The sequence below is a fragment of the Aeromonas sp. QDB39 genome, assembly GCF_027707585.1.
Classification (GTDB): Bacteria; Pseudomonadota; Gammaproteobacteria; order Enterobacterales; family Aeromonadaceae; genus Aeromonas; species Aeromonas hydrophila.
Map to the genome: position 1 here is coordinate 91,967 of NZ_JAPCIV010000017.1, position 18,071 is coordinate 110,037.

The following is an 18,071-nucleotide window of genomic DNA, read 5'->3' on the forward strand; positions in this document are numbered from 1 at the left end:
CAAGAGCCGGGGACAGGTGGGTAGTGTGGGATCTGGGGAGTGGCAGAGCAATGAACAGGGGCCCAGCAGGGCCCCATGAGTATTCAGGCGTCGGATTCCTGCGGCAAGGCCCGGGCTTTGTCACGGCGCCTTGGCAACATGCGCTTCACCAGATTGCTGCGCTGGCGCCAGGAGGTGAACAGGATGGCCAGCAGGTGCAGCGCTATCATGCCCTGCAGGGCCCAGGTACACCAGACGTGCCAGTCGTCCGCCCCCAGCTCGAACCCCATCTCGGTATTCTGGAACCAGCCGGTGCCGGCGGTGGCCAGGATCAGCAGCCAGAGCGTCCAGACCGCCAGCTTGCCGCTGCCGTGGTGACCGGGGGCCGGTGGCGTGCGCTCGCGCAGCTCCACCGCTTGCTGGCGAAAATCTGCCCGGCTTGGGATGAGGGCTCGCAACCGGGCATGGCCCTTGGCAAACGAGAGCCCCCACGCCAGGCGCAGGCTGATCAGGGCGATGGCCAGGTAACCCAGCCGCTCGTGCCACTCCTCGCCCGCCTCGTTGAGCCAGAGGTTGCCGATACAGATGGCCGCCACACCCCAGTGGGTGAGGCGGACCAGACTATCCCAGTGGAAGGGATCAGCCTTTTTGCTTGGCATATTTGTGGTACTCCTTCTTCAGGTCGTTGACCTTGGCCAGGTGCTCGCGCGCCTTGGCTTCGTCACCCGCCTTGAGGGCTGCCAGGCTGGCATCCAGTTCGGTCTGCACTTCGTTCATGCCTTCCAGGAACTTCTCTTTCTTGGCGGCCGGCATGTTCTTCTGCTTGGCGATGTCGAACTGCGCCTTCATCTCGTTGATGTATTTTTCCATGGTGGCGGCATCGTCAGCCTTGACCGCCTGCTTGTAGTTGAAGCCGATCTTCTTCATCGGCTGTTCCAGCTCACCGGCCATGGCGGGCAGGGTCATCAGGCCAAACATCAGTGGCAGCAACAGGGGGCGAACAGTTTTCAACATGGGATTTCCTTATTTAAACGACATGCTTATCGATTCTAAGTGGCTTCTTATGAACCCTTGTTTGGATTCATTACAGGCATGATGCCATGACAGTGCGTGAACTGTTTGTGAATATTGCTGTTTTTTGTCACAAAGGGTAACAGGGAAGGGGGAGATGTAAGGAAGTTGCTGAGTCAAGCTAACCAGGCCATTCGGGCCATCTGCCGGGCTGCGTGACCGCGAGATACGCCGGATAAAGAGAGGGCCCTTGCGGGCCCTGTTGATTACTGCTGCTGTTCACGCTCGATGGCGCGCCAGCCGATGTCGTGGCGGTAGAAGACGCCGTCCCACTTGATGCGACCCGCCAGCTGATAGGCCCGGTTTTGCGCCTCGGCCACGCTGTGACCGAGGGCCGTGGCGCACAGCACGCGGCCACCGGCGGTCACCACGGTATCGCCTTCCAGTTGCGAGCCGGCGTGGAATACCTTCTCGCCGCTCGCCTCTTCCACCGGCAGGCCACTGATGGGCTTGCCCTGCTGGTAGTCGCCGGGGTAGCCGCCCGCCGCCAGCACCACGCCGATGGCGACGCGGGGGTCATAGATGGCTTCGACCTGATCCAGCTTGCCGGCACAGGCCGCCAGGCAGAGCTCCACCAGATCGGAGCGCATGCGCAGCATGATGGGCTGGGTTTCGGGATCGCCGAAGCGGCAGTTGAACTCGATCACCTTGGGATTGCCCTGGCCGTCGATCATCAGACCGGCGTAGAGGAAACCGGTGTAGACGTTGCCTTCGGCCGCCATGCCGCGCACGGTCGGCATGATCACCTGCTCCATCACCTTGCGGTGGACGTCGGCCGTGACCACGGGGGCGGGGGAGTAGGCGCCCATGCCGCCGGTGTTGAGGCCGGTATCACCATCACCGACCCGTTTGTGATCCTGGCTGGTGGCCATCGGCAGCACATGCTCGCCGTCCACCATGACGATGAAGCTCGCCTCTTCCCCGTCCAGAAACTCCTCGATCACCACCCGGGCCCCGGCGTCGCCAAAGGCGTTGCCGGAGAGCATGTCGCGGACCGCCTCTTCCGCCTCGCTCAGGGTCATGGCAACGATCACCCCCTTGCCGGCGGCCAGGCCGTCAGCCTTGATGACGATGGGGGCGCCCTTCTCGCGCAGGTAGGCCAGCGCCGGCTCCACCTCGGTGAAGTTCTGGTACTCGGCAGTCGGGATGGCGTGGCGGGCCAGAAAATCCTTGGCAAACGCCTTGGAACCTTCCAGCTGGGCGGCGGCGGCGGTCGGGCCGAAGATGGCCAGCCCCTCGGCGCGGAACGCATCGACCACCCCTTTCACCAGCGGCGCTTCCGGCCCGACGATGGTCAGACCGATGCGCTGCTCCTTGGCAAACGCCAGCAGGGCCGGGATGTCGGTGGCCGAGATGGCCACGTTCTCGAGGCTCCCTTCATGGGCGGTGCCGGCATTGCCGGGGGCGACGAAGACCCGGGTCACCAGAGGGGATTGCTTGGCCTTCCAGGCCAGGGCGTGTTCACGGCCGCCGTTGCCAATGATCAGTACTTTCATCGTATCGCTCGCTTCTATTCGGGGTCACGGGCGGGCCTGGGGCCTGCGCCGGTGAAAATAGCCAGGTGAAAAGAGACAACAAAAGGGCCGCCGGCGGCGGCCCTGATCCATCAGTGACGGAAGTGGCGCATGTTGGTGAACAGCATGCACATGCCGTGTTCGTCGGCGGCGTCGATCACCTCCTGGTCGCGCATCGAGCCACCGGGCTGGATGACGCAGGAGATGCCGGCTGCCGCTGCCGCGTCGATGCCGTCGCGGAACGGGAAGAAGGCGTCGGAAGCCATGACGGAGCCCGCCACGGTCAGCCCTTCATCCTCGGCCTTGATACCGGCGATCTTGGCGGAGTAGACGCGGCTCATCTGGCCGGCGCCGACGCCGATGGTCTGGCCGTCTTTGGCATAGACGATGGCGTTGGATTTGACGAACTTGGCCACCTTCCAGCAGAACAGCAGGTCGTTCAGTTCGGCATCGGTGGGCTGACGCTTGCTGACCACCTTCAAATCCCCGAGCGTCACCATGCCAAGGTCGCGCTCCTGCACCAGCAGCCCGCCGTTGACGCGCTTGAAGTCAAAGCCTTGCGCCGGCGCGGTCCACTGACCGCACTCGAGCAGCCGCACGTTCTGCTTGGCGGCGACCGCGTCGCGGGCAGCCTGGCTGACGGTGGGGGCGATGATCACCTCGACGAACTGGCGCTCGACGATGGCCTTGGCGGTGGCGCCATCCAGTTCACGGTTGAAGGCGATGATGCCGCCAAACGCGGAGGTGGGGTCGGTCTGCCAGGCGCGCTCGTAGGCGCTCAGCAGATCGCTGCCGATGGCCACGCCGCACGGATTGGCGTGCTTGACGATGACGCAGGCCGGCTGGTCGAACTCTTTGACGCACTCCAGCGCCGCGTCGGTGTCGGCGATGTTGTTGTAGGAGAGGGCCTTGCCCTGCAGCTGGGTGGCACTGGCCACCGAGCCCGGTGCGGCCTGCTCTTCGGCATAGAAGGCGGCGGCCTGGTGGCTGTTCTCGCCGTAGCGCATGTCCTGCTTCTTGATGAACTGGCTGTTGAAGGTGCGCGGGAAGCGAGACTCCTCGTCACCCTCCTTGTTGTCACCGTAAGAGGGAACCATGGTGCCGAAGTAGTTGGCGATCATGCCGTCGTAGGCAGCGGTGTGTTCGAAGGCGGCAATGGCCAGATCGAAACGGGTGGCCAGTTTCAGGCTGTTGCCGTTGCCATCCATCTCGCGGATGACGCGGTCATAGTCGGCAGCCTTGACCACGATGGCCACATCTTTGTGGTTCTTGGCGGCGGAGCGAACCATGGTCGGGCCGCCGATGTCGATGTTCTCGACCGCATCGGCCAGGGTACAACTGGGCTTGGCGACGGTCGCGGCGAAGGGATAGAGGTTGACCACGACCATGTCGATGGGGGAGATAGCGTGCTGGGCCATGATGGCGTCGTCTTGCTCGCGTCGGCCGAGAATGCCGCCGTGGACCTTGGGATGCAGGGTCTTGACCCGGCCATCCATCATTTCAGGGAATCCCGTGTAATCGGAGACCTCAGTCACCGGCAGACCGGCGTCGGCCAGCAGCTTGGCGGTACCGCCGGTGGAGAGCAGGGCCACGCCACGTTCGTTGAGTGCCTTGGCAAATTCCAGGATGCCAGTCTTGTCAGACACACTCAGCAGTGCACGGCGAATGGGTCGAGCTTGTTCCATCACACTATCGTCCTCAGCATAACGGGGACCGTTCCATGGGAGGCGAGGCTCAACACAGAGAGTCCCCAAATAAATGGAAGTGGGGGATTTCGCAAACCGCTCTCGCCTGAAAAACCTGCCGACAGGCAAAAGCGTTTTAGGAAATGCCCGCTTGACGCGACGCTCTCTTGTGGGCGCGTATTCTACACAAAAAATGTGACCCGTGGTGGATTTTTTAAAGTGACAAAGCCTTGTCTGGTGCGGTGTTAAACGTTTTCTGGTTGGTTTTTGTGAAACGTTTGTCTTTTCAGTCTCTTGATGGCAAAAGGGTGGCCGCGTCCTCTTTCCTGCTGCCGGCTGGCAATCGCCGGGCAAAGGGGCGATAGTGGGGGCCGGTTGTGGCTGTGTGCAAATTCAACGGGAGAAAAGGCATGTATCGGATCGGGGAGCTGGCCAAGGCGTGCGGGGTGAAGGCGGATACCCTGCGTTTTTACGAGAAGAATGGTCTCATCTCGCCAGGCATCCGCAACGAGTCCGGCTATCGCCTCTATGGCGAGCAGGACAAGCGGCGGCTGGAGTTCATCATCCGCGCCAAGTCGGTGGGGTTCTCGCTGGCCGACATCGGCGAACTGCTGGATCTCGATACCAACAAGGCCAAGGTCACCTGTCAGGAGGTGAAGGCGGTGGCCGACACCAAGCTCGAACAGGTGGAGCAGAAGATCGTCGAGCTGACCCGTTTTCGCGACAACCTGCGCGAGCTCTCCAACATCTGCTGCGGCGGCCCGCGCTCGGCGGAGCACTGCGCCATCCTCGAGACGTTGGAGTCCGGCGCCCCCTCCCGTCATGAGCACCACGACCATGAGCACTGAGCTTCACCGGCCCCGGGTATCCGCCTTTCTCGCTCTCTCCCTCGACGGCTTCATTGCCGGGGAGGGGGGCGATCTGGCCTGGCTTGAGCTCTACAACGGCGACTCCCAGGAAGAGACCGGCTACAGCGCGCTGATGGCCAGCGTTGATACCCTGCTGATGGGGCGCAACAGCTACGACACTGTGCTGGGCTTTCCCGAGTGGTTTTATGGCGACAAGCCGGTGGTGGTATTGACCCACAGACCCGCCGCTCCCCGTGAGCATGTCTCCTTCCAGCAGGGGGCGCTGGCGCAGGTGCTGGACGAGCTGTGGCAGGCGGGCAGCCGCCATCTTTATCTGGATGGCGGCGAGGTGGTCAGGCAGGGACTGCAGGCCGCGCTGGTGGACGAGCTGATCCTGTTCTGGGTGCCGGTCACCCTGGGGGGCGGGGTGCCGCTCTTTGCAGGGCTGCTGCCTGGCGCGCTGGTACCGGTGTCGAGCAGCGTGCTGCCGAGCGGGCTGGTGCGGGTCGTCTATCAACCGGCCTGAGGAGCCCGCCAGCCCCCTTGCAGGCAGGCCGGGAGAGGTGCACAATCGGCACGTTTTTTCGCCGCCAGCCCCGGATCTGTGGTGGCAGGGGCGATGGGCAAACACGACCAACCGCATCAAGGAGCCGATATGGCCAAGAAGAAGGTGACCCGGGTCACCACCGAGCCCGCCTGCGAACATCAGCGTGGCATCATTCAGGACAACCACCTCAAGGCACTGGTGACCTCCCCCCTGTTCCAGGCCCGGGTCGAACCGAGCAAGAAAGGCAAGGGCAGCTATCAGCGCAAGGCCAAGCACGGCAAACGGTGGGAGCCCGGCCAACAGCAGATGGTAAGCGTCTGCTGCTGAGCGGGTTCATGCCGTAAGGTATCAGCTAAAACAATCAGGACGCCAATGGCGCCCTGATTGTTTTTCTATTCGCTGGTGCTGATTCACTCTCTTGCTGCAAGAGAGTGAATCCGTGCTCACTCGTCCATAAAGAGCTCGAGCAGCACGTTGAGATAGCGATGGCCGAGGGACGTGAGCTGCCAGCTGTCGCCGAGATCCTCGATCAGCTCCTTGCTCTGGGCGATGGTCAGCATGGTCTCTACCCGTTCCAGCGACAGCCCGGTATAGGCCTCGAACTCCGCCTTGGGGGCCGGTTCAAACAATCTGAACCGGTTCATGAAGTACTCGAGCGGCAGATCATCCGTACTTACCTGCCATTGCTCGTCCAGATAGGGGCGGCTCGGGTCCAGATAACCTTTCGGGTGCTTCACCTTGGCGCTGCGCAGGATCTGCTGGTTGGCGAGATCCGTCACCTTGCCGTGGGCGCCGCAGCCGATCCCCAGATAGTCGCCGAAGCGCCAGTAGTTGAGGTTGTGGCGGCACTGGTAGCCCGCCTTGGCATAGGCCGAGATCTCGTACTGCTGATAGCCGTGGGCGGTGAGCATGGCGTGACCCTGCTCGTAGATGTCCCACAGGGTGTCATCCTCCGGCAGGGTGGGCGGCTTGGAGGCAAAGGCCGTGTTCGGCTCTATGGTGAGCTGATACCAGGAGAGGTGCGGCGGTGCGCAGTCGATGGCTTGCTGCAGATCCGAGAGTGCGTCCGCCAGGCTCTGATCCGGCAGGCCGTGCATCAGATCCAGGTTGAAGGTGGGCAGTTTGATGGCGTGAGCCAGTGCGGCGGCCTTGCGCGCCTCTTCCGGGCCGTGAATGCGGCCGAGCCGGGTCAGCTTCTCCTGCTGGAAGCTCTGCACCCCGATGGAGATGCGGTTGATGCCGGCCCGCTGGAAGCCGGCGAACTTGTCCGCCTCCACCGTGCCCGGGTTGGCCTCCATGGTGATCTCGCAGTCCGCAGTGAGTTCGATGCGCGCGCGCACCCCGTCCAGCAGCGTCTGCATGGCCTCCACGGAGAGCAGGCTCGGCGTGCCACCGCCGATGAAGATGGAAGAGAGGGGGCGCCCCTGGGCCCAGTGCAGGTCTTGCTCCAGATCCTCCAGCAGGGCGGCCACGTACTCGAGGTGGGGCAGCTCCCCCTTCTGGGCGTGGGAGTTAAAGTCGCAGTAGGGACACTTCTGGACACACCAGGGCACGTGGATATAGAGGGAGAGGGGCGGCAGTTGCAGCATGGGGTTTCCAGTATTCAAAAAATCATCAGGGGTCGGGTTGCCCTTGTCGTCGATGACAACGGGCCGGGGCGCCGCGAACGAAACGGGGGCCGACGGCCCCCATTGTAGATGACAACGCGGCGGGAGACAGCGCTTTAGTTGACCGCCGCCAGGGCCGCTTTGAGCTTGGCCAGCGCCTGGCCGCGATGGCTGAGCTGGTTCTTGAGCTCGGCCGGCATCTGGGCCGAGGTGCAGTCGTGATCGGGCACGAAGAACACCGGGTCATAGCCGAAGCCGTGCTGACCGCGCGGTTCGTCGATGATCATCCCTTCCCAGCTGGCCTGGCAGATGATGGGGGTGGGATCGTCGGCGTGGCGCATGTAGACCAGCACGCACCAGAAACGGGCGCTCTTGAGATACTCGGGGGCGCCTTTCAGCTCGCCCAGCAGTTTGTCGATGTTGTCCTTGTCGCTGGCACCCTCACCGGCAAAGCGGGCGGAGTAGACGCCGGGACGGCCGTGCAGCAGATCCACTTCCAGGCCGGAGTCGTCGGCAACCGCCGGCAGGCCGGTGATGCGGGCGGCGTGGCGGGCCTTGATGATGGCATTCTCGACGAAGGTGGTGCCGGTCTCTTCGGCATCGGAGACCGCAAACTCGCTCTGTGGGATCACCTGGATCTTCATATCGGCCAGCATGGCGGCCAATTCCTTCACCTTTTTCTGGTTCCCTGTTGCCAGGACAAGCTTGTTCATCGAGCACCTCCGCAAAAATAATCTGCGCATTCTATGCGGGGCTGGCGCCCAGGAAAAGCGCCAATTGCCCTGGATCACCCTCACCGGGGTCATGGCAAGATGCGGATAAAATGAATGTTTCCTGAATGGAATAACAGAAGTGATTAAATACCATTTCAATTCATTACTGTGAGCCAGTAGACTCGCGCCCCAATCTATTTTCCCCATGCCACGAGGTGACTGATGCCATTGATTCTTTTGCTTGTCCTACTGGTGCTGTTCAGTCCGCTGGCCATCGACATCTACCTGCCCGCCATCCCGCAGATGGCCGAGCAGCTGGGGGCCGAGGTGACCCTGATGCAGGGCACCATCACCTGGTTCCTGTTCAGCATGGGACTGGGGCAACTGCTGGTGGGGCCGCTGGCCGATCGCTACGGCCGCAAGCCCATCGCCCTGGGCGGCGTGTTGCTCTACGGTCTGAGCGCCTTGGGGGCCGGCTTTGCCGCGAGCCTGGGCGAGCTGATGCTGGCGCGGGTGCTGCAGGGTTTTGGCGCCTGTGCCACCTCGGTGGCCGCCTTCTCGGTGGTGCGTGACAGCTACGGCCCCAAGAAGAGCGGTCAGATGATCTCCTACCTGAACGGTGCCATCTGCTTTATTCCGGCGCTGGCCCCCTTGCTCGGTGGCTGGCTCACCGCCAAGGCGGGCTGGTCGGCCAACTTCTGGTTCATGGCCGGTTATGCGGTCATCGTCGGTAGCTGGCTGCTGTGGCGGATGCCGGAGACCCGTCCGGAAGAGACCAGCAGCAGCGGCCCGCTCATCAGCTGGTCGCGCTACAGCCCGGTGCTGCGCTCCCCGAGCTTCCTGTTCAACGCGACGCTGTGCATGCTGGCGATGGCGGTGATCCTGGCCTATGTCACCGCGGCGCCGGTGCAACTGATGGTGAAGCTGGGGCTGGACATGAGCGGCTTCAGCTACTGGTTCACCGCCAACGCGGCACTCAACATCCTGGCCTGCTTCCTGGCGCCCCGTTTCATCGCCAGAGTGGGGCCAAGACGCACCCTGCGCATCGGCCTGCTGGTGCTGCTGCTCTCCGCCATCGCCTTGACCCTGGCCATGCACATCGAGCATCCGCTGGCCATGATGGGCCCGGTGTTCCTCTCCAGTATCGGCTTTGCCATGATCCTGGGCGCGGCCGCCGGCATGGCGCTGGCACCGTTCGGCCACTGCGCCGGCACCGCCGCCGCCCTGCTCGGTCTGTTCCAGATGAGCGGCTCAGGTGCGCTGGTGGGCTTCATCGGTGTACTGATGCATGATCCGCTCAGCCAGCTGGCGCTGCACATGTGGCTGCTGCTGCCCCCCCTGCTGATGCTGATGACCCGCCAGGGCCGGCGCTTGTGTTTGCAATAAATCCTGTGCTCTGATGGGCACACTCAGGGGGCCTTGGGCCCCTTTCTTTATTTGGCAGGCAAGGGTTTGCCTGCGCCCCGTGACACAGCTACCCGTGGAGAAAACCGGATGAGCCACACAATCAATGCCGCCCTGGTGGGCTACGGCTTTGCAGGCCAAACCTTTCACGTCCCGTTTCTGACCAGCACGCCCGGGCTCTCCCTCGGCTGGGTGGTGAGCCGCGATGCCGCCAAGGTGCAGGCCGAGCTACCCGGTTGCCGGGTCGGTTCGCTGGCCGAGGTGCTGGCGGACCCGTCGGTCGACCTGGTGGTGATCGCCACCCCCAACGACACTCATGCCCCCATCGCCCGTGAGGCCCTGCTGGCCGGCAAGCACGTGGTGATCGACAAGCCGTTCGCCCTGGATTTGGCCGAGGCGAAGGCGCTGGTCGAGCTGGCGGAGAAGCAGCAGCGGCTGCTCAGCATCTTCCACAACCGGCGTTGGGACGGTGACTTTCTCACCGTACGCCGCCTGCTGGTGGAAGGAGCGCTCGGCCAAGTTGCCCAGTTCGAATCCCACTTCGATCGCTATCGTCCCGAGGTGCGCCAGCGCTGGCGCGAGGCGGGCGGTCCGGGCTCCGGTCTCTGGTTCGATCTCGGCCCCCACATCCTCGATCAGTCGCTCCAGCTGTTCGGTCAACCGGACTGGCTGCAGGCGGATCTGGCTCAGCAGCGCCCCGGTGCCCTGGCGGATGACTACTTCCACGTGGTGCTCGGCTATGGCGAGATGCGGGTCGTGCTGCACGGCAGTTGCCTGGTGTCGGCCACCATGCCGCGGTTTGTCATCCACGGCAGCGAGGGCTCCTTCATCAAGTTCGGCATGGATGTGCAGGAGGAGCAGCTCAAGCTCGGCAAGCGGCCGCCGGCGGCAGACTGGGGAGTGGACAACGAACCCGGCCAGCTCAGCCGGATCCGCGACGGTCAGCTGCTGCAGCAGAGCGTGGCCGGCGAGGCAGGTGACTACGGCGCCTACTATCGCGGCGTCTGCGCCGCCATCCGTGGGGAGGGGGCGAACCCGGTGCCGGCCGGCGAGGCGCTGGCTGTGATGGCGCTGCTGGACCTGGCTCGCGACAGCGCCCGCGAGGGTAAGCGGCTGGCTTGTCAGATCCTGTCTGATTGAGGCGCAGTCCGCGCGTGGTTGCCGGCACAATGCAATAGCCGTTTATTGCCAGCAACCACGGGGCCTGTGGCGTTTTATTGTACAAAACTGCGCCGTTTGCAGTGTTTTGTATTAATGTTTGTCGTTGTAGTAGTTCTTTTCATCCAGCCAACGAGAAAATATCATTGTGATACTCGTTTTCATTGGGCGCGTATGGGGATATATTTCGCGCGCCTCTTGGCTCCCGGCATATGGGTTTTTCACCGGGTGAAAGGACGCACTGTGATGGTTGTACCAACCATCTCTCCATATTTTTCTGAGGGTATGCACATGAACAAAGTACTGGTAGCCGGTATCCTGGGTCTGATGTTGACCGCTTGTGGTCAGAAAGAAGAAGCCGCCGCTCCGGCTGCTACTCCGGCCGCCGACGTTGCTGCAACTGTTGAGAAAGCCGCTAGCGAAGCCACCTCTACCGTAGAGAAGGCCGCTTCCGAAGCGACTGCAACCGTTGAGAAGGCTGCCGCTGACGTAGCCACCAAGGCAGAAGCCGCAGTGAGCGATGCCAAGGCCAACTAAGCCTGCACCTCATCTGAAGAACGGGCCCGAAGGCAACTTCGGGCCCGTTTTTTTATGCCCGTTCCCCGCCTTTGACAGGATTCTTGCCGGCCCGAGAACCGGCTAGAGTGCCGGGTTGAGGCGCGCGGTGAGGATATGATCCTCCCAGCGGCCGTTGATCATCAGGTAGTCTTTGGCGTATCCCTCCCGCTCGAAGCCGAGCCGCTCGAGCAGGGCGCCACTGCGCTGATTCGACGGCATGTAGCCGGCCATGATGCGGTGCAGGCCGTGTTCCCGGAACAGGTAGTCGATGCCGGCCTCGACAATTTCCTGCATCAGCCCCTGTCCCTGGTGGGCCTGGTCGATGGCGTAACCCAGATGGCAGGCCTTGAAGGCGCCCATCAGGATGTTGGTGAAGTTGCAGGTGGCGATCACCTGCTCACCATGGGGATCGAGCGCCACCAGATGCACCCCGCTGCCATTGAAGAACTGGCCGTAGCTGTCGCGCAGCCGGCCGTGCCAGTGGCTCAGGGTGTAGAAGCTCTCGTCCCGGCTGGGCTCCCAGGGGGCGAGGTGGGCGCGGTTGCGCAGATAGAAATCCAGCATCAGATCGGCCCGTTCGGGGGGCAGTATGGTGAGCTGGCAGCGGGCCGTGCACAGGTGTGGCAGCGCCATCAGTGATCCCTCTGCCTGAGCCACTCATCGCGCAGCAGGCTGTAGTGAACGTGATCCACGATGCGGTCGGCCAGCCGCTCGGCACGGCGGGTGATCCCCTCCTGCTGCATGCCGAGGCGCTCGCAGACGGCCCGGCTGGGCTCGTTGTCGGTGGCGGCGCTGATCTCCACCTTCTCCATTCCCATCTCCTCGAAGGCGTGATGGATCAGGGCCTGGCAGGCGCGGGTGATGATGCCGTTGCCCTGCCAGCGTTCGGCCAGCCAGTAGCCGATGCTGACCTTGGCCAGCGCCCGGTCGATCTGGTTGTAGCCAATGACGCCGACCACTTCCCCCTGATACTCGATGGCGGTGGTCAGCCCTTCGCCGCGGGCAAACTTCTCGATGGCATGGCGGATGAAGGTGGCGCTGTCGGCGGGCTGCTGAATGTAGGGCGGCCAGGGCAGCCACTGGGTCAGGTAGTCGCGGTTCTCCCGACACAGGGCAAAGAGTTCGCTGGCCATGTCGGGCTGCAGGAACAGCAGCGCCAGCTCGTCGTCCAGTTGCCATGAAAACATCCGCACCTCCCCTCCAGTCAGAGCCCGACGCGGGCCGCCAAACCGCCAATGTAGCCAATCAACCCCTTGTACGCCAAGGGTTTTCCATCTGTTCTTGCGCCCCGCCATCCCCATATGGAGGGGCGGTTGGTGGCAGCCAGAAAGCGCCTGGCCATTGTTCGGCTTTTTTTGGTGTTATTCGCCATTTTGAACTCTTCTCACGCTACCAAACAGGGGCAACAGCAGATCCTGCTATGGGTTTGTGCTGCTCTGTCACATATGACAGGCAGCAATCTTGAGCGTGCCAACTAGTGTAGGAGCGCCGGGCAACGGACCCGACGTGTAATCTTCATCGACTTAAGGAAAAGACGGATGAACAAAGTCTATTTGGCCGTGGTATTGGCCTGCTGGGGAAGCGCAGCGCTGGCTGCAGAACAGGTGAATGTGCATCAGGTTGCGGGCATTCAGGGGGCGCCGAGCGGCGCTGCCGGTGTGAGCGCACTGGCAGGGGATGGCGAGTTTCGTCAGGTGCGGGCGGTCAAGCTGCCCAACGGTCAGCAGCGGGTACGCTATGAGCAGACCTGGCACGGGATCCCGGTGTGGGGCCAGGTGCTGGTGGCCGAGCAGTCCCTCGGCGGGCAGATCAGCCAGGTCTCCGGCCAGATCCTGCGCCAGATCGATGCCGACGTGGCCAGCCCGACCGCCGCCCTGTCGCCGGCCGATGCCGCCAGCAAGGCGCGGGCCGGGGCCAAGGGCAGCAACGAGCGGGTCAAGCTGTTCGTGATGCAGGATGAGGCCGGTCAGGCCCGCCTGGTCTATCTGGTCTCCTGGCTGGCGGCGAGCGACGAGCCAAGCCGCCCCTTCGTGGTGATCGATGCCCAGAACGGCAGCGAGCTCAAGCGCTGGGAAGGGATCAACCACAAGGACGCCACCGGCCCGGGTGGCAACGTCAAGACCGGCAAATATTTCTACGGCGCCGACTTCGGCCCGCTGCTGGTGGACGACAACTGCCGGATGACCAGCCCGAACGTGGACACCCTCAACATGAATCACGCCACCACGGGCGGCGCCATTCATCAGTTCACCTGCCCGGAGAACACGGTCAAGGAGATCAACGGCGCCTACTCGCCGCTCAACGATGCCCACTACTTCGGCAACGTGGTGTTCGACATGTACCGCAACTGGTACAACACGGCGCCGCTGACCTTCAAGCTGAAGATGCGGGTGCACTACAGCCGCAACTACGAGAATGCCTTCTGGGACGGCAGCCAGATGACCTTCGGTGACGGCGCCACCACCTTCTACCCGCTGGTGAGCCTGGACGTGGCGGCCCACGAGGTGAGCCACGGTTTTACCGAGCAGAACTCCGGGCTGGTCTACTCCGGTCAGTCGGGCGGCATCAACGAGGCCTTCTCCGACATGGCGGGGGAAGCTGCCGAGAACTTCATGAAGGGCAGCAACGACTGGCTGGTGGGCGCCCAGATCTTCAAGGGCAACGGCTCGCTGCGCTACTTCGAGGATCCGACCCGGGACGGCAGTTCCATCGGCCATGCCAGCGACTACTACGATGGCATCGACGTGCACCACAGCTCCGGTGTCTACAACCGCGCCTTCTATCTGCTGGCCAACACCAGCGGCTGGAACACCCGCAAGGCCTTCGAAGTGTTCGTGCTGGCCAACCGCCTCTACTGGGGCGCCAACACCACCTTCGATCAGGGTGCCTGCGGGGTGACCAAGGCCGCCACCGATCTGGGCTACAGTGTGACCGACGTGGCGGCAGCCTTTACCACCGTGGGGGTCAATGCCTCCTGTGGCGGTACCACGCCGCCGCCGGGCAGCGTGCTGCAAAACGGGGTGCCGGTGAGCGGTCTCTCCGCTGCCAAGGGTGGCAAGTTGAACTTCACCATCGACGTGCCGGCCGGCAAGAGCCAGCTGGTGATCGCCAGCAGCGGCGGCACCGGCGATGCGGATCTCTATGTGAAGTTCGGCAGCGTGCCGACCAGCAGCAGCTATGACTGCCGCCCCTACAAGAGCGGCAATGCCGAGACCTGCACCCTGAACTCGCCCAAGGCGGGGACCTGGAACGTGCAGCTGAGCGCCTACAGCGCCTTCTCGGGGGTGACCCTCAAGGCCAGCTACTGAGCCTGAGTTACCGTAACAGTGATAGAGCGCCGGACTTGTCCGGCGCTTTTTTTATGCGGATTTGCCCGCCCAGCGCCGGGCCAGGGTACGGGCGGCCTCCAGCACCCGCTCCTTGGCGGGATTGGGCCGTTTGCCGCTGCGCCAGGCCATCATCACATCCCAGTGATCCGGCGGCAGATCCACCACGTCCAGCTGCACCAGCCGGCCGAACTCCAGATCCCGGGCGATGGCGAGCGCTGGCATCAGGGTGATGAAGCCGTGCTCCAGCGCCAGCTCCCGCGCCGCGCTGGCGGGCTGGATGGCGTGCAGCGGGCTCGCCACCTGGCGCAGCAGGCGCAACTGCAGGATCAGCTCGTCGCAGCCGGTACCCCACTGCTGGGGGGCCAGCCGCTCGTTGGCGATGTCCTGCAGGGTCAGGCCCTGCCGCCCGGCCAGCGGATGGGTGGCGCAGGCTACCGCGATGATGGGGGAGCGATAGAGTAGTTCGAGTTGAATGCCGGCGATGGCGGGACACTTGAGGATGAAGCCGACGTCGGTCTCGCCGGTCAGCAGCTCCTGCATGATGATGCCGGAGTGATCGGTGTTGCAGCGGATCTCGAAGGTCTCGTCGACCAGTGCCAGCAGCAGGGGGCCGAACACCACGGTCGTCAGGGAGGGCAGGCAGGCGAGCCGGATGCGCGGTAGAGCTGGCGCTCCCTGCATCGCCAGGCGACCCCCTTCCAGCGCACTCAGTGCCGCACTCGCGGCAGGCAGGAATTGCTCGCAGGCCGGGGTGGGGGTGGCACCGCGCCGATGGCGACGAAACAGGGGTTGGCCCAGATCCTGTTCCAGCACGGCGATCCGCTGGCTCACCATGGGTTGTGACCAGCCGCGCACGGCGGCCGCCTTGCTGAAGCTGCCGCGATTGACCACATCCAGCAGCAATTGCAGATCGTCGAGGGTCATAGCCATAACATAATCCAATATAAAATATAGCCAGTTGTCGGCTACCACTATATCTGGCGTCCTTCCAGAATAGCAGTATCAATCGTTGTGCTTTGGCATATTGCCATATCGGTTCAGGGGCTCGTTGCACCTTGAGCCCGTTTGGTGACGGCGTCATTCGGGCGATGAGACGAATTAATCGGAATGTCATCAGAAAGCAGGGGACGGGTAGTCATGGTGGAGCGGGCGAGGCGGTTGGGGCGGTGGTTTTTGGCGTTGGATTCCCTGTTGGTGATCCTGGGGTTCTTCGTGGTAATGCCCATGATCAGCCTGCGTTTCGTGGATCAGCTCGGCTGGGCGGCCGGGGTGGTCGGGCTAGCGCTGGGGTTGCGCCAGCTGACCCAGCAGGGGCTGGGCATTCTGGGCGGCTCGCTGGCGGACAAGTTCGGCGCACGGCCGCTCATCGTGGGCGGCATGCTGCTGCGGGCGGCGGGGTTTGCCAGCCTGGCCTATGCCCAGAGCGGGCTGGAGCTGATCCTCTCCTGCATCATCTCGGGGCTGGGAGGCTGTCTGTTCGATCCGCCCCGCGCCGCGCTGGTGATCAAATTCACCCGGCCCCGTCAGCGGGGGCGCTACATCTCGTTGTTGATGATGCTGGAGAGCGCCGGCGCCGTGGTGGGGGCCCTGCTCGGCAGCTGGCTGCTCAACTTCGACTTCGAATATGTCTGTCTGCTGGGGGCCGGCCTGTTTGTCTGCGCCGCGCTGTGCAACCTGCTGATCCTGCCCGCTTATAAGCTCTCGGTGCGACCGACCCCGATCCGCGCCGGTCTCGGCCAGGTGCTGGCGGACAAGGCGTTCTGCCGGCTGGTGCTGATCCTGAGCGGCTACTACGCGCTCTGGGTCCAGGTGATGCTGATCTTCCCCATCCTGGTCAAGCAGATGGCGGGCACCACCACGGCGGTGGGCTGGATGTATACCCTGGAGACCGCCATCTCGCTGGCGCTGCTCTATCCGCTGGCGCGATATGGCGAGCGCCACTTCAAGCTGGAGAGCCGCTTGATGGCGGGGGTACTGTTGATGACCACCGGCATCGGGCTGGTGGCGTTTGCCAACACCCTGCCCGCGGTGTTCATGCTGCTGGCCTGCTTCTATCTGGGGATCGTCATCGCCGAACCGGCGCGGGAGACGCTGATGACTAAACTGGCGCAGCCGGGGGCACGCGGCAGCTACATGGGCTTCAGCCGGCTGGGGCTGGCGCTGGGGGGCATGACGGGTTACGTGGGGGGCGGCGCGCTGCATGACTACGCCATGCTGCAGGGGCAGCCCTGGTTACCCTGGCTGGTGCTGGGCACGGTCGGGGTGACGACTTTGCTGCTGCTGGTGAACTGTTTTCACCGCGAGCCGAGTCTGGCGCGGGTCGACATCTGACGGGCAATAAAAAACCGGCCGCTGGGCGGCCGGTAAAAAATACAGTAGGCAATTCAGGGAAGACTTAGAAGTTGTACTGCAGGGCCACGGCGACCACGTCGTCGGTGTTCTTGCCCAGCGAGTTGGTGTGGGATTTATCGCCGTTGTTGTCCAGCAGGTTGATCTTGTAATCAACGTAGGCGTTGAAGTTGTCGGTGAAGTTGTACCAGGCACCGATGGAAACGTACTCGGTGGCGGTGTCATCGATGCCGCGAGCGTTGTCCTTCACGTCGGTACGCAGGTAGGCCAGGGACGGCTTGAACTTGCCGAAGGCGTACTGGGCGACGGCTTCGTAGCCATCCATCTTCTCGGCGTAGCCGTTGAAGGTGCTGACGTACATGTGGTCTTCACCGTGGGAGTAGGTGGCAGCCAGGTAGAGGTCGCCGACGGCGTACTTGGCACCGACACCGTACAGCTTGGCATCGCGGTCACCACCGAAGGCGGCGTTGGCGGCCTGCTCGTCGGTCTTGCCAGCCTGGTTGTAGGCAGTACCCAGGCTCAGGCCCATGTCGAAGTCATAGTTGGCGGACACGGCGAAACCTTCAGCAGAACCCTTCGGATTCCAGGTGCTGTTGGCGCCGGTCAGGTTGGAGCGATCGGCATTCTGCGGATCGTTGTTGCCGGTGAACTGGGCACCCAGGGTCAGGCCCTGATAGGTGTAGATGTACTGGGCCAGGCCGTTGGTACGACCGGTACCGAATATTTCGGTGTCCTTGCCCAGACCGTCACCACCCCACTCTGGCAGCACGTCGGTGTAGTTGTTCACGGCTTTGGTGAACAGACCATCCTGACGGCCGTAGCTGAAGGCACCGAAACGATCGTGCTTGATGCCGGCGTAGGCATAACGCAGCTCGTCGTTGTCGGAGCCGGAGACCGGCAGGTTGTATTCAGCGAAGCCGAACGCGGTCAGCTCGTTGTCGATCTTGGTTTCGCCGGCAACGTGCAGACGCAGGTAGCTCTGGTCACCTTCAGAACCGTTGTCATCAGTGCCGTAGTACATGCCTTGAGCGCGACCACCGATGTCGAGTTTGGTGTCGTTCTGGTTGTAGACGGTAGCGGCTTGCGCACCACCGGCCAGCAGCACGCTGGAGATGGCCATGGTCAATGCTGTCTTTTTCATTGTTCGTTCCTCTGGTGTAAACACTGTCGGACCTGTGCTCGGCCCTGTTGATCGGTTTCTGTTCCGATGCCCCAGAGTAGATCTGCGAACCCGCGAATTCAACTCCGAAGTGCAACACCCGCCAAATCAAGCAACCTGTCGTAGTTCATCAAACACGATCTGCGGTTG

General features: G+C 63.1%; 18 protein-coding genes. 8 read left to right on the forward strand and 10 right to left on the reverse strand.

Annotated features, from left to right (window positions below; translation table 11 throughout):
* Positions 1 to 83: 83 nt before the first annotated feature.
* The 4 genes from PG899_RS11965 to purH form a co-directional block, all read right to left on the reverse strand.
* Positions 84 to 638, reverse strand: coding sequence for a cytochrome b/b6 domain-containing protein (locus tag PG899_RS11965; protein WP_029302376.1), 555 nt, complete (start codon positions 636 to 638; stop codon positions 84 to 86).
* Positions 619 to 993, reverse strand: a complete 375-nt coding sequence (locus tag PG899_RS11970; RefSeq protein ID WP_011704785.1) for a cytochrome b562 — start codon at positions 991 to 993, stop codon at positions 619 to 621. The genes PG899_RS11965 and PG899_RS11970 overlap by 20 nt, the downstream gene beginning before the upstream one ends.
* Before the next feature lie 263 nt (positions 994 to 1,256).
* Positions 1,257 to 2,546, reverse strand: coding sequence for a phosphoribosylamine--glycine ligase (purD, locus tag PG899_RS11975; protein WP_077097491.1), 1,290 nt, complete (start codon positions 2,544 to 2,546; stop codon positions 1,257 to 1,259).
* Between the two features lie 110 nt (positions 2,547 to 2,656).
* Positions 2,657 to 4,249: a bifunctional phosphoribosylaminoimidazolecarboxamide formyltransferase/IMP cyclohydrolase gene (gene purH, locus PG899_RS11980; RefSeq protein WP_077097489.1), complete on the reverse strand. Its 1,593-nt coding sequence runs from the start codon at positions 4,247 to 4,249 to the stop codon at positions 2,657 to 2,659.
* Between the two features lie 410 nt (positions 4,250 to 4,659).
* Between purH and zntR the strand changes: the two genes are divergently transcribed.
* The 3 genes from zntR (at position 4,660) to PG899_RS11995 (ending at position 5,971) form a co-directional block, all read left to right on the forward strand.
* Positions 4,660 to 5,097, forward strand: coding sequence for a Zn(2+)-responsive transcriptional regulator (gene zntR, locus PG899_RS11985; protein WP_005309469.1), 438 nt, complete (start codon positions 4,660 to 4,662; stop codon positions 5,095 to 5,097).
* Positions 5,087 to 5,623 (forward strand): dihydrofolate reductase family protein, encoded by a 537-nt coding sequence (locus PG899_RS11990; RefSeq protein WP_077097487.1) that lies wholly within the window; start codon positions 5,087 to 5,089, stop codon positions 5,621 to 5,623. The genes zntR and PG899_RS11990 overlap by 11 nt, the downstream gene beginning before the upstream one ends.
* A 129-nt stretch (positions 5,624 to 5,752) precedes the next feature.
* A complete protein-coding gene (locus PG899_RS11995; protein WP_042065979.1) occupies positions 5,753 to 5,971 on the forward strand; it encodes an alternative ribosome-rescue factor A in 219 nt (72 codons plus the stop codon).
* A gap of 116 nt (positions 5,972 to 6,087) precedes the next feature.
* Here PG899_RS11995 and hemW read toward each other — a convergent pair whose 3' ends face one another.
* Together hemW and PG899_RS12005 are read right to left on the reverse strand one after the other, a co-directional pair.
* Positions 6,088 to 7,233 (reverse strand): radical SAM family heme chaperone HemW, encoded by a 1,146-nt coding sequence (hemW, locus tag PG899_RS12000; protein ID WP_077097485.1) that lies wholly within the window; start codon positions 7,231 to 7,233, stop codon positions 6,088 to 6,090.
* Between the two features lie 134 nt (positions 7,234 to 7,367).
* Positions 7,368 to 7,964 (reverse strand): XTP/dITP diphosphatase, encoded by a 597-nt coding sequence (locus PG899_RS12005; protein ID WP_011704791.1) that lies wholly within the window; start codon positions 7,962 to 7,964, stop codon positions 7,368 to 7,370.
* A gap of 222 nt (positions 7,965 to 8,186) precedes the next feature.
* On the opposite strand from PG899_RS12005, the gene PG899_RS12010 reads away from it, so the two are divergent.
* The 3 genes from PG899_RS12010 (at position 8,187) to PG899_RS12020 (ending at position 11,063) form a co-directional block, all read left to right on the forward strand.
* Entirely contained in the window at positions 8,187 to 9,350 is a 1,164-nt protein-coding gene (locus tag PG899_RS12010; RefSeq protein ID WP_024946189.1) for a multidrug effflux MFS transporter, read from the forward strand.
* A gap of 108 nt (positions 9,351 to 9,458) precedes the next feature.
* The gene (locus tag PG899_RS12015) at positions 9,459 to 10,508 is read left to right on the forward strand and encodes an oxidoreductase (protein ID WP_190283855.1); all 1,050 of its coding nucleotides are present in this window, start codon (positions 9,459 to 9,461) and stop codon (positions 10,506 to 10,508) included.
* A gap of 309 nt (positions 10,509 to 10,817) precedes the next feature.
* On the forward strand, positions 10,818 to 11,063 hold the full coding sequence (locus PG899_RS12020) for a hypothetical protein (RefSeq protein ID WP_005309486.1): 246 nt from the start codon (positions 10,818 to 10,820) through the stop codon (positions 11,061 to 11,063).
* Between the two features lie 102 nt (positions 11,064 to 11,165).
* Here PG899_RS12020 and rimJ read toward each other — a convergent pair whose 3' ends face one another.
* The gene (rimJ, locus tag PG899_RS12025; protein ID WP_016349554.1) at positions 11,166 to 11,717 is read right to left on the reverse strand and encodes a ribosomal protein S5-alanine N-acetyltransferase; all 552 of its coding nucleotides are present in this window, start codon (positions 11,715 to 11,717) and stop codon (positions 11,166 to 11,168) included.
* Positions 11,717 to 12,271 carry a GNAT family N-acetyltransferase gene (locus PG899_RS12030; RefSeq protein ID WP_017410624.1) on the reverse strand — a complete coding sequence of 185 codons (555 nt, stop codon included), beginning with the start codon at positions 12,269 to 12,271 and terminating at the stop codon, positions 11,717 to 11,719. Before PG899_RS12030 ends, rimJ begins: the two co-directional genes overlap by 1 nt.
* A 351-nt stretch (positions 12,272 to 12,622) precedes the next feature.
* On the opposite strand from PG899_RS12030, the gene PG899_RS12035 reads away from it, so the two are divergent.
* A complete protein-coding gene (locus PG899_RS12035) occupies positions 12,623 to 14,392 on the forward strand; it encodes a M4 family metallopeptidase (RefSeq protein ID WP_077097481.1) in 1,770 nt (589 codons plus the stop codon).
* 51 nt (positions 14,393 to 14,443) lie between these two features.
* Here PG899_RS12035 and PG899_RS12040 read toward each other — a convergent pair whose 3' ends face one another.
* The gene (locus PG899_RS12040; protein WP_024946193.1) at positions 14,444 to 15,343 is read right to left on the reverse strand and encodes a LysR family transcriptional regulator; all 900 of its coding nucleotides are present in this window, start codon (positions 15,341 to 15,343) and stop codon (positions 14,444 to 14,446) included.
* A gap of 207 nt (positions 15,344 to 15,550) precedes the next feature.
* Here PG899_RS12040 and mdtH point away from each other — a divergent pair, with 207 nt between their 5' ends.
* Positions 15,551 to 16,744 (forward strand): multidrug efflux MFS transporter MdtH, encoded by a 1,194-nt coding sequence (gene mdtH, locus PG899_RS12045; RefSeq protein ID WP_190284304.1) that lies wholly within the window; start codon positions 15,551 to 15,553, stop codon positions 16,742 to 16,744.
* Between the two features lie 64 nt (positions 16,745 to 16,808).
* Here the strand turns inward: mdtH and PG899_RS12050 are convergent, their stop codons facing one another.
* On the reverse strand, positions 16,809 to 17,903 hold the full coding sequence (locus PG899_RS12050) for a porin (RefSeq protein ID WP_077097915.1): 1,095 nt from the start codon (positions 17,901 to 17,903) through the stop codon (positions 16,809 to 16,811).
* Positions 17,904 to 18,071 lie beyond the last annotated feature (168 nt).

What these genes read in the sequence shown, in the direction of transcription:
- PG899_RS11965 (WP_029302376.1), bottom strand. Translation starts at nt 638, where the DNA reads ATGCCAAGCAAAAAGGCTGATCCCTTCCACTGGGATAGTCTGGTCCGC.
- PG899_RS11970 (WP_011704785.1), bottom strand. Translation starts at nt 993, where the DNA reads ATGTTGAAAACTGTTCGCCCCCTGTTGCTGCCACTGATGTTTGGCCTG.
- purD (WP_077097491.1), bottom strand. Translation starts at nt 2,546, where the DNA reads ATGAAAGTACTGATCATTGGCAACGGCGGCCGTGAACACGCCCTGGCC.
- purH (WP_077097489.1), bottom strand. Translation starts at nt 4,249, where the DNA reads ATGGAACAAGCTCGACCCATTCGCCGTGCACTGCTGAGTGTGTCTGAC.
- zntR (WP_005309469.1), top strand. Translation starts at nt 4,660, where the DNA reads ATGTATCGGATCGGGGAGCTGGCCAAGGCGTGCGGGGTGAAGGCGGAT.
- PG899_RS11990 (WP_077097487.1), top strand. Translation starts at nt 5,087, where the DNA reads ATGAGCACTGAGCTTCACCGGCCCCGGGTATCCGCCTTTCTCGCTCTC.
- PG899_RS11995 (WP_042065979.1), top strand. Translation starts at nt 5,753, where the DNA reads ATGGCCAAGAAGAAGGTGACCCGGGTCACCACCGAGCCCGCCTGCGAA.
- hemW (WP_077097485.1), bottom strand. Translation starts at nt 7,233, where the DNA reads ATGCTGCAACTGCCGCCCCTCTCCCTCTATATCCACGTGCCCTGGTGT.
- PG899_RS12005 (WP_011704791.1), bottom strand. Translation starts at nt 7,964, where the DNA reads ATGAACAAGCTTGTCCTGGCAACAGGGAACCAGAAAAAGGTGAAGGAA.
- PG899_RS12010 (WP_024946189.1), top strand. Translation starts at nt 8,187, where the DNA reads ATGCCATTGATTCTTTTGCTTGTCCTACTGGTGCTGTTCAGTCCGCTG.
- PG899_RS12015 (WP_190283855.1), top strand. Translation starts at nt 9,459, where the DNA reads ATGAGCCACACAATCAATGCCGCCCTGGTGGGCTACGGCTTTGCAGGC.
- PG899_RS12020 (WP_005309486.1), top strand. Translation starts at nt 10,818, where the DNA reads ATGAACAAAGTACTGGTAGCCGGTATCCTGGGTCTGATGTTGACCGCT.
- rimJ (WP_016349554.1), bottom strand. Translation starts at nt 11,717, where the DNA reads ATGGCGCTGCCACACCTGTGCACGGCCCGCTGCCAGCTCACCATACTG.
- PG899_RS12030 (WP_017410624.1), bottom strand. Translation starts at nt 12,271, where the DNA reads ATGTTTTCATGGCAACTGGACGACGAGCTGGCGCTGCTGTTCCTGCAG.
- PG899_RS12035 (WP_077097481.1), top strand. Translation starts at nt 12,623, where the DNA reads ATGAACAAAGTCTATTTGGCCGTGGTATTGGCCTGCTGGGGAAGCGCA.
- PG899_RS12040 (WP_024946193.1), bottom strand. Translation starts at nt 15,343, where the DNA reads ATGGCTATGACCCTCGACGATCTGCAATTGCTGCTGGATGTGGTCAAT.
- mdtH (WP_190284304.1), top strand. Translation starts at nt 15,551, where the DNA reads ATGGTGGAGCGGGCGAGGCGGTTGGGGCGGTGGTTTTTGGCGTTGGAT.
- PG899_RS12050 (WP_077097915.1), bottom strand. Translation starts at nt 17,903, where the DNA reads ATGAAAAAGACAGCATTGACCATGGCCATCTCCAGCGTGCTGCTGGCC.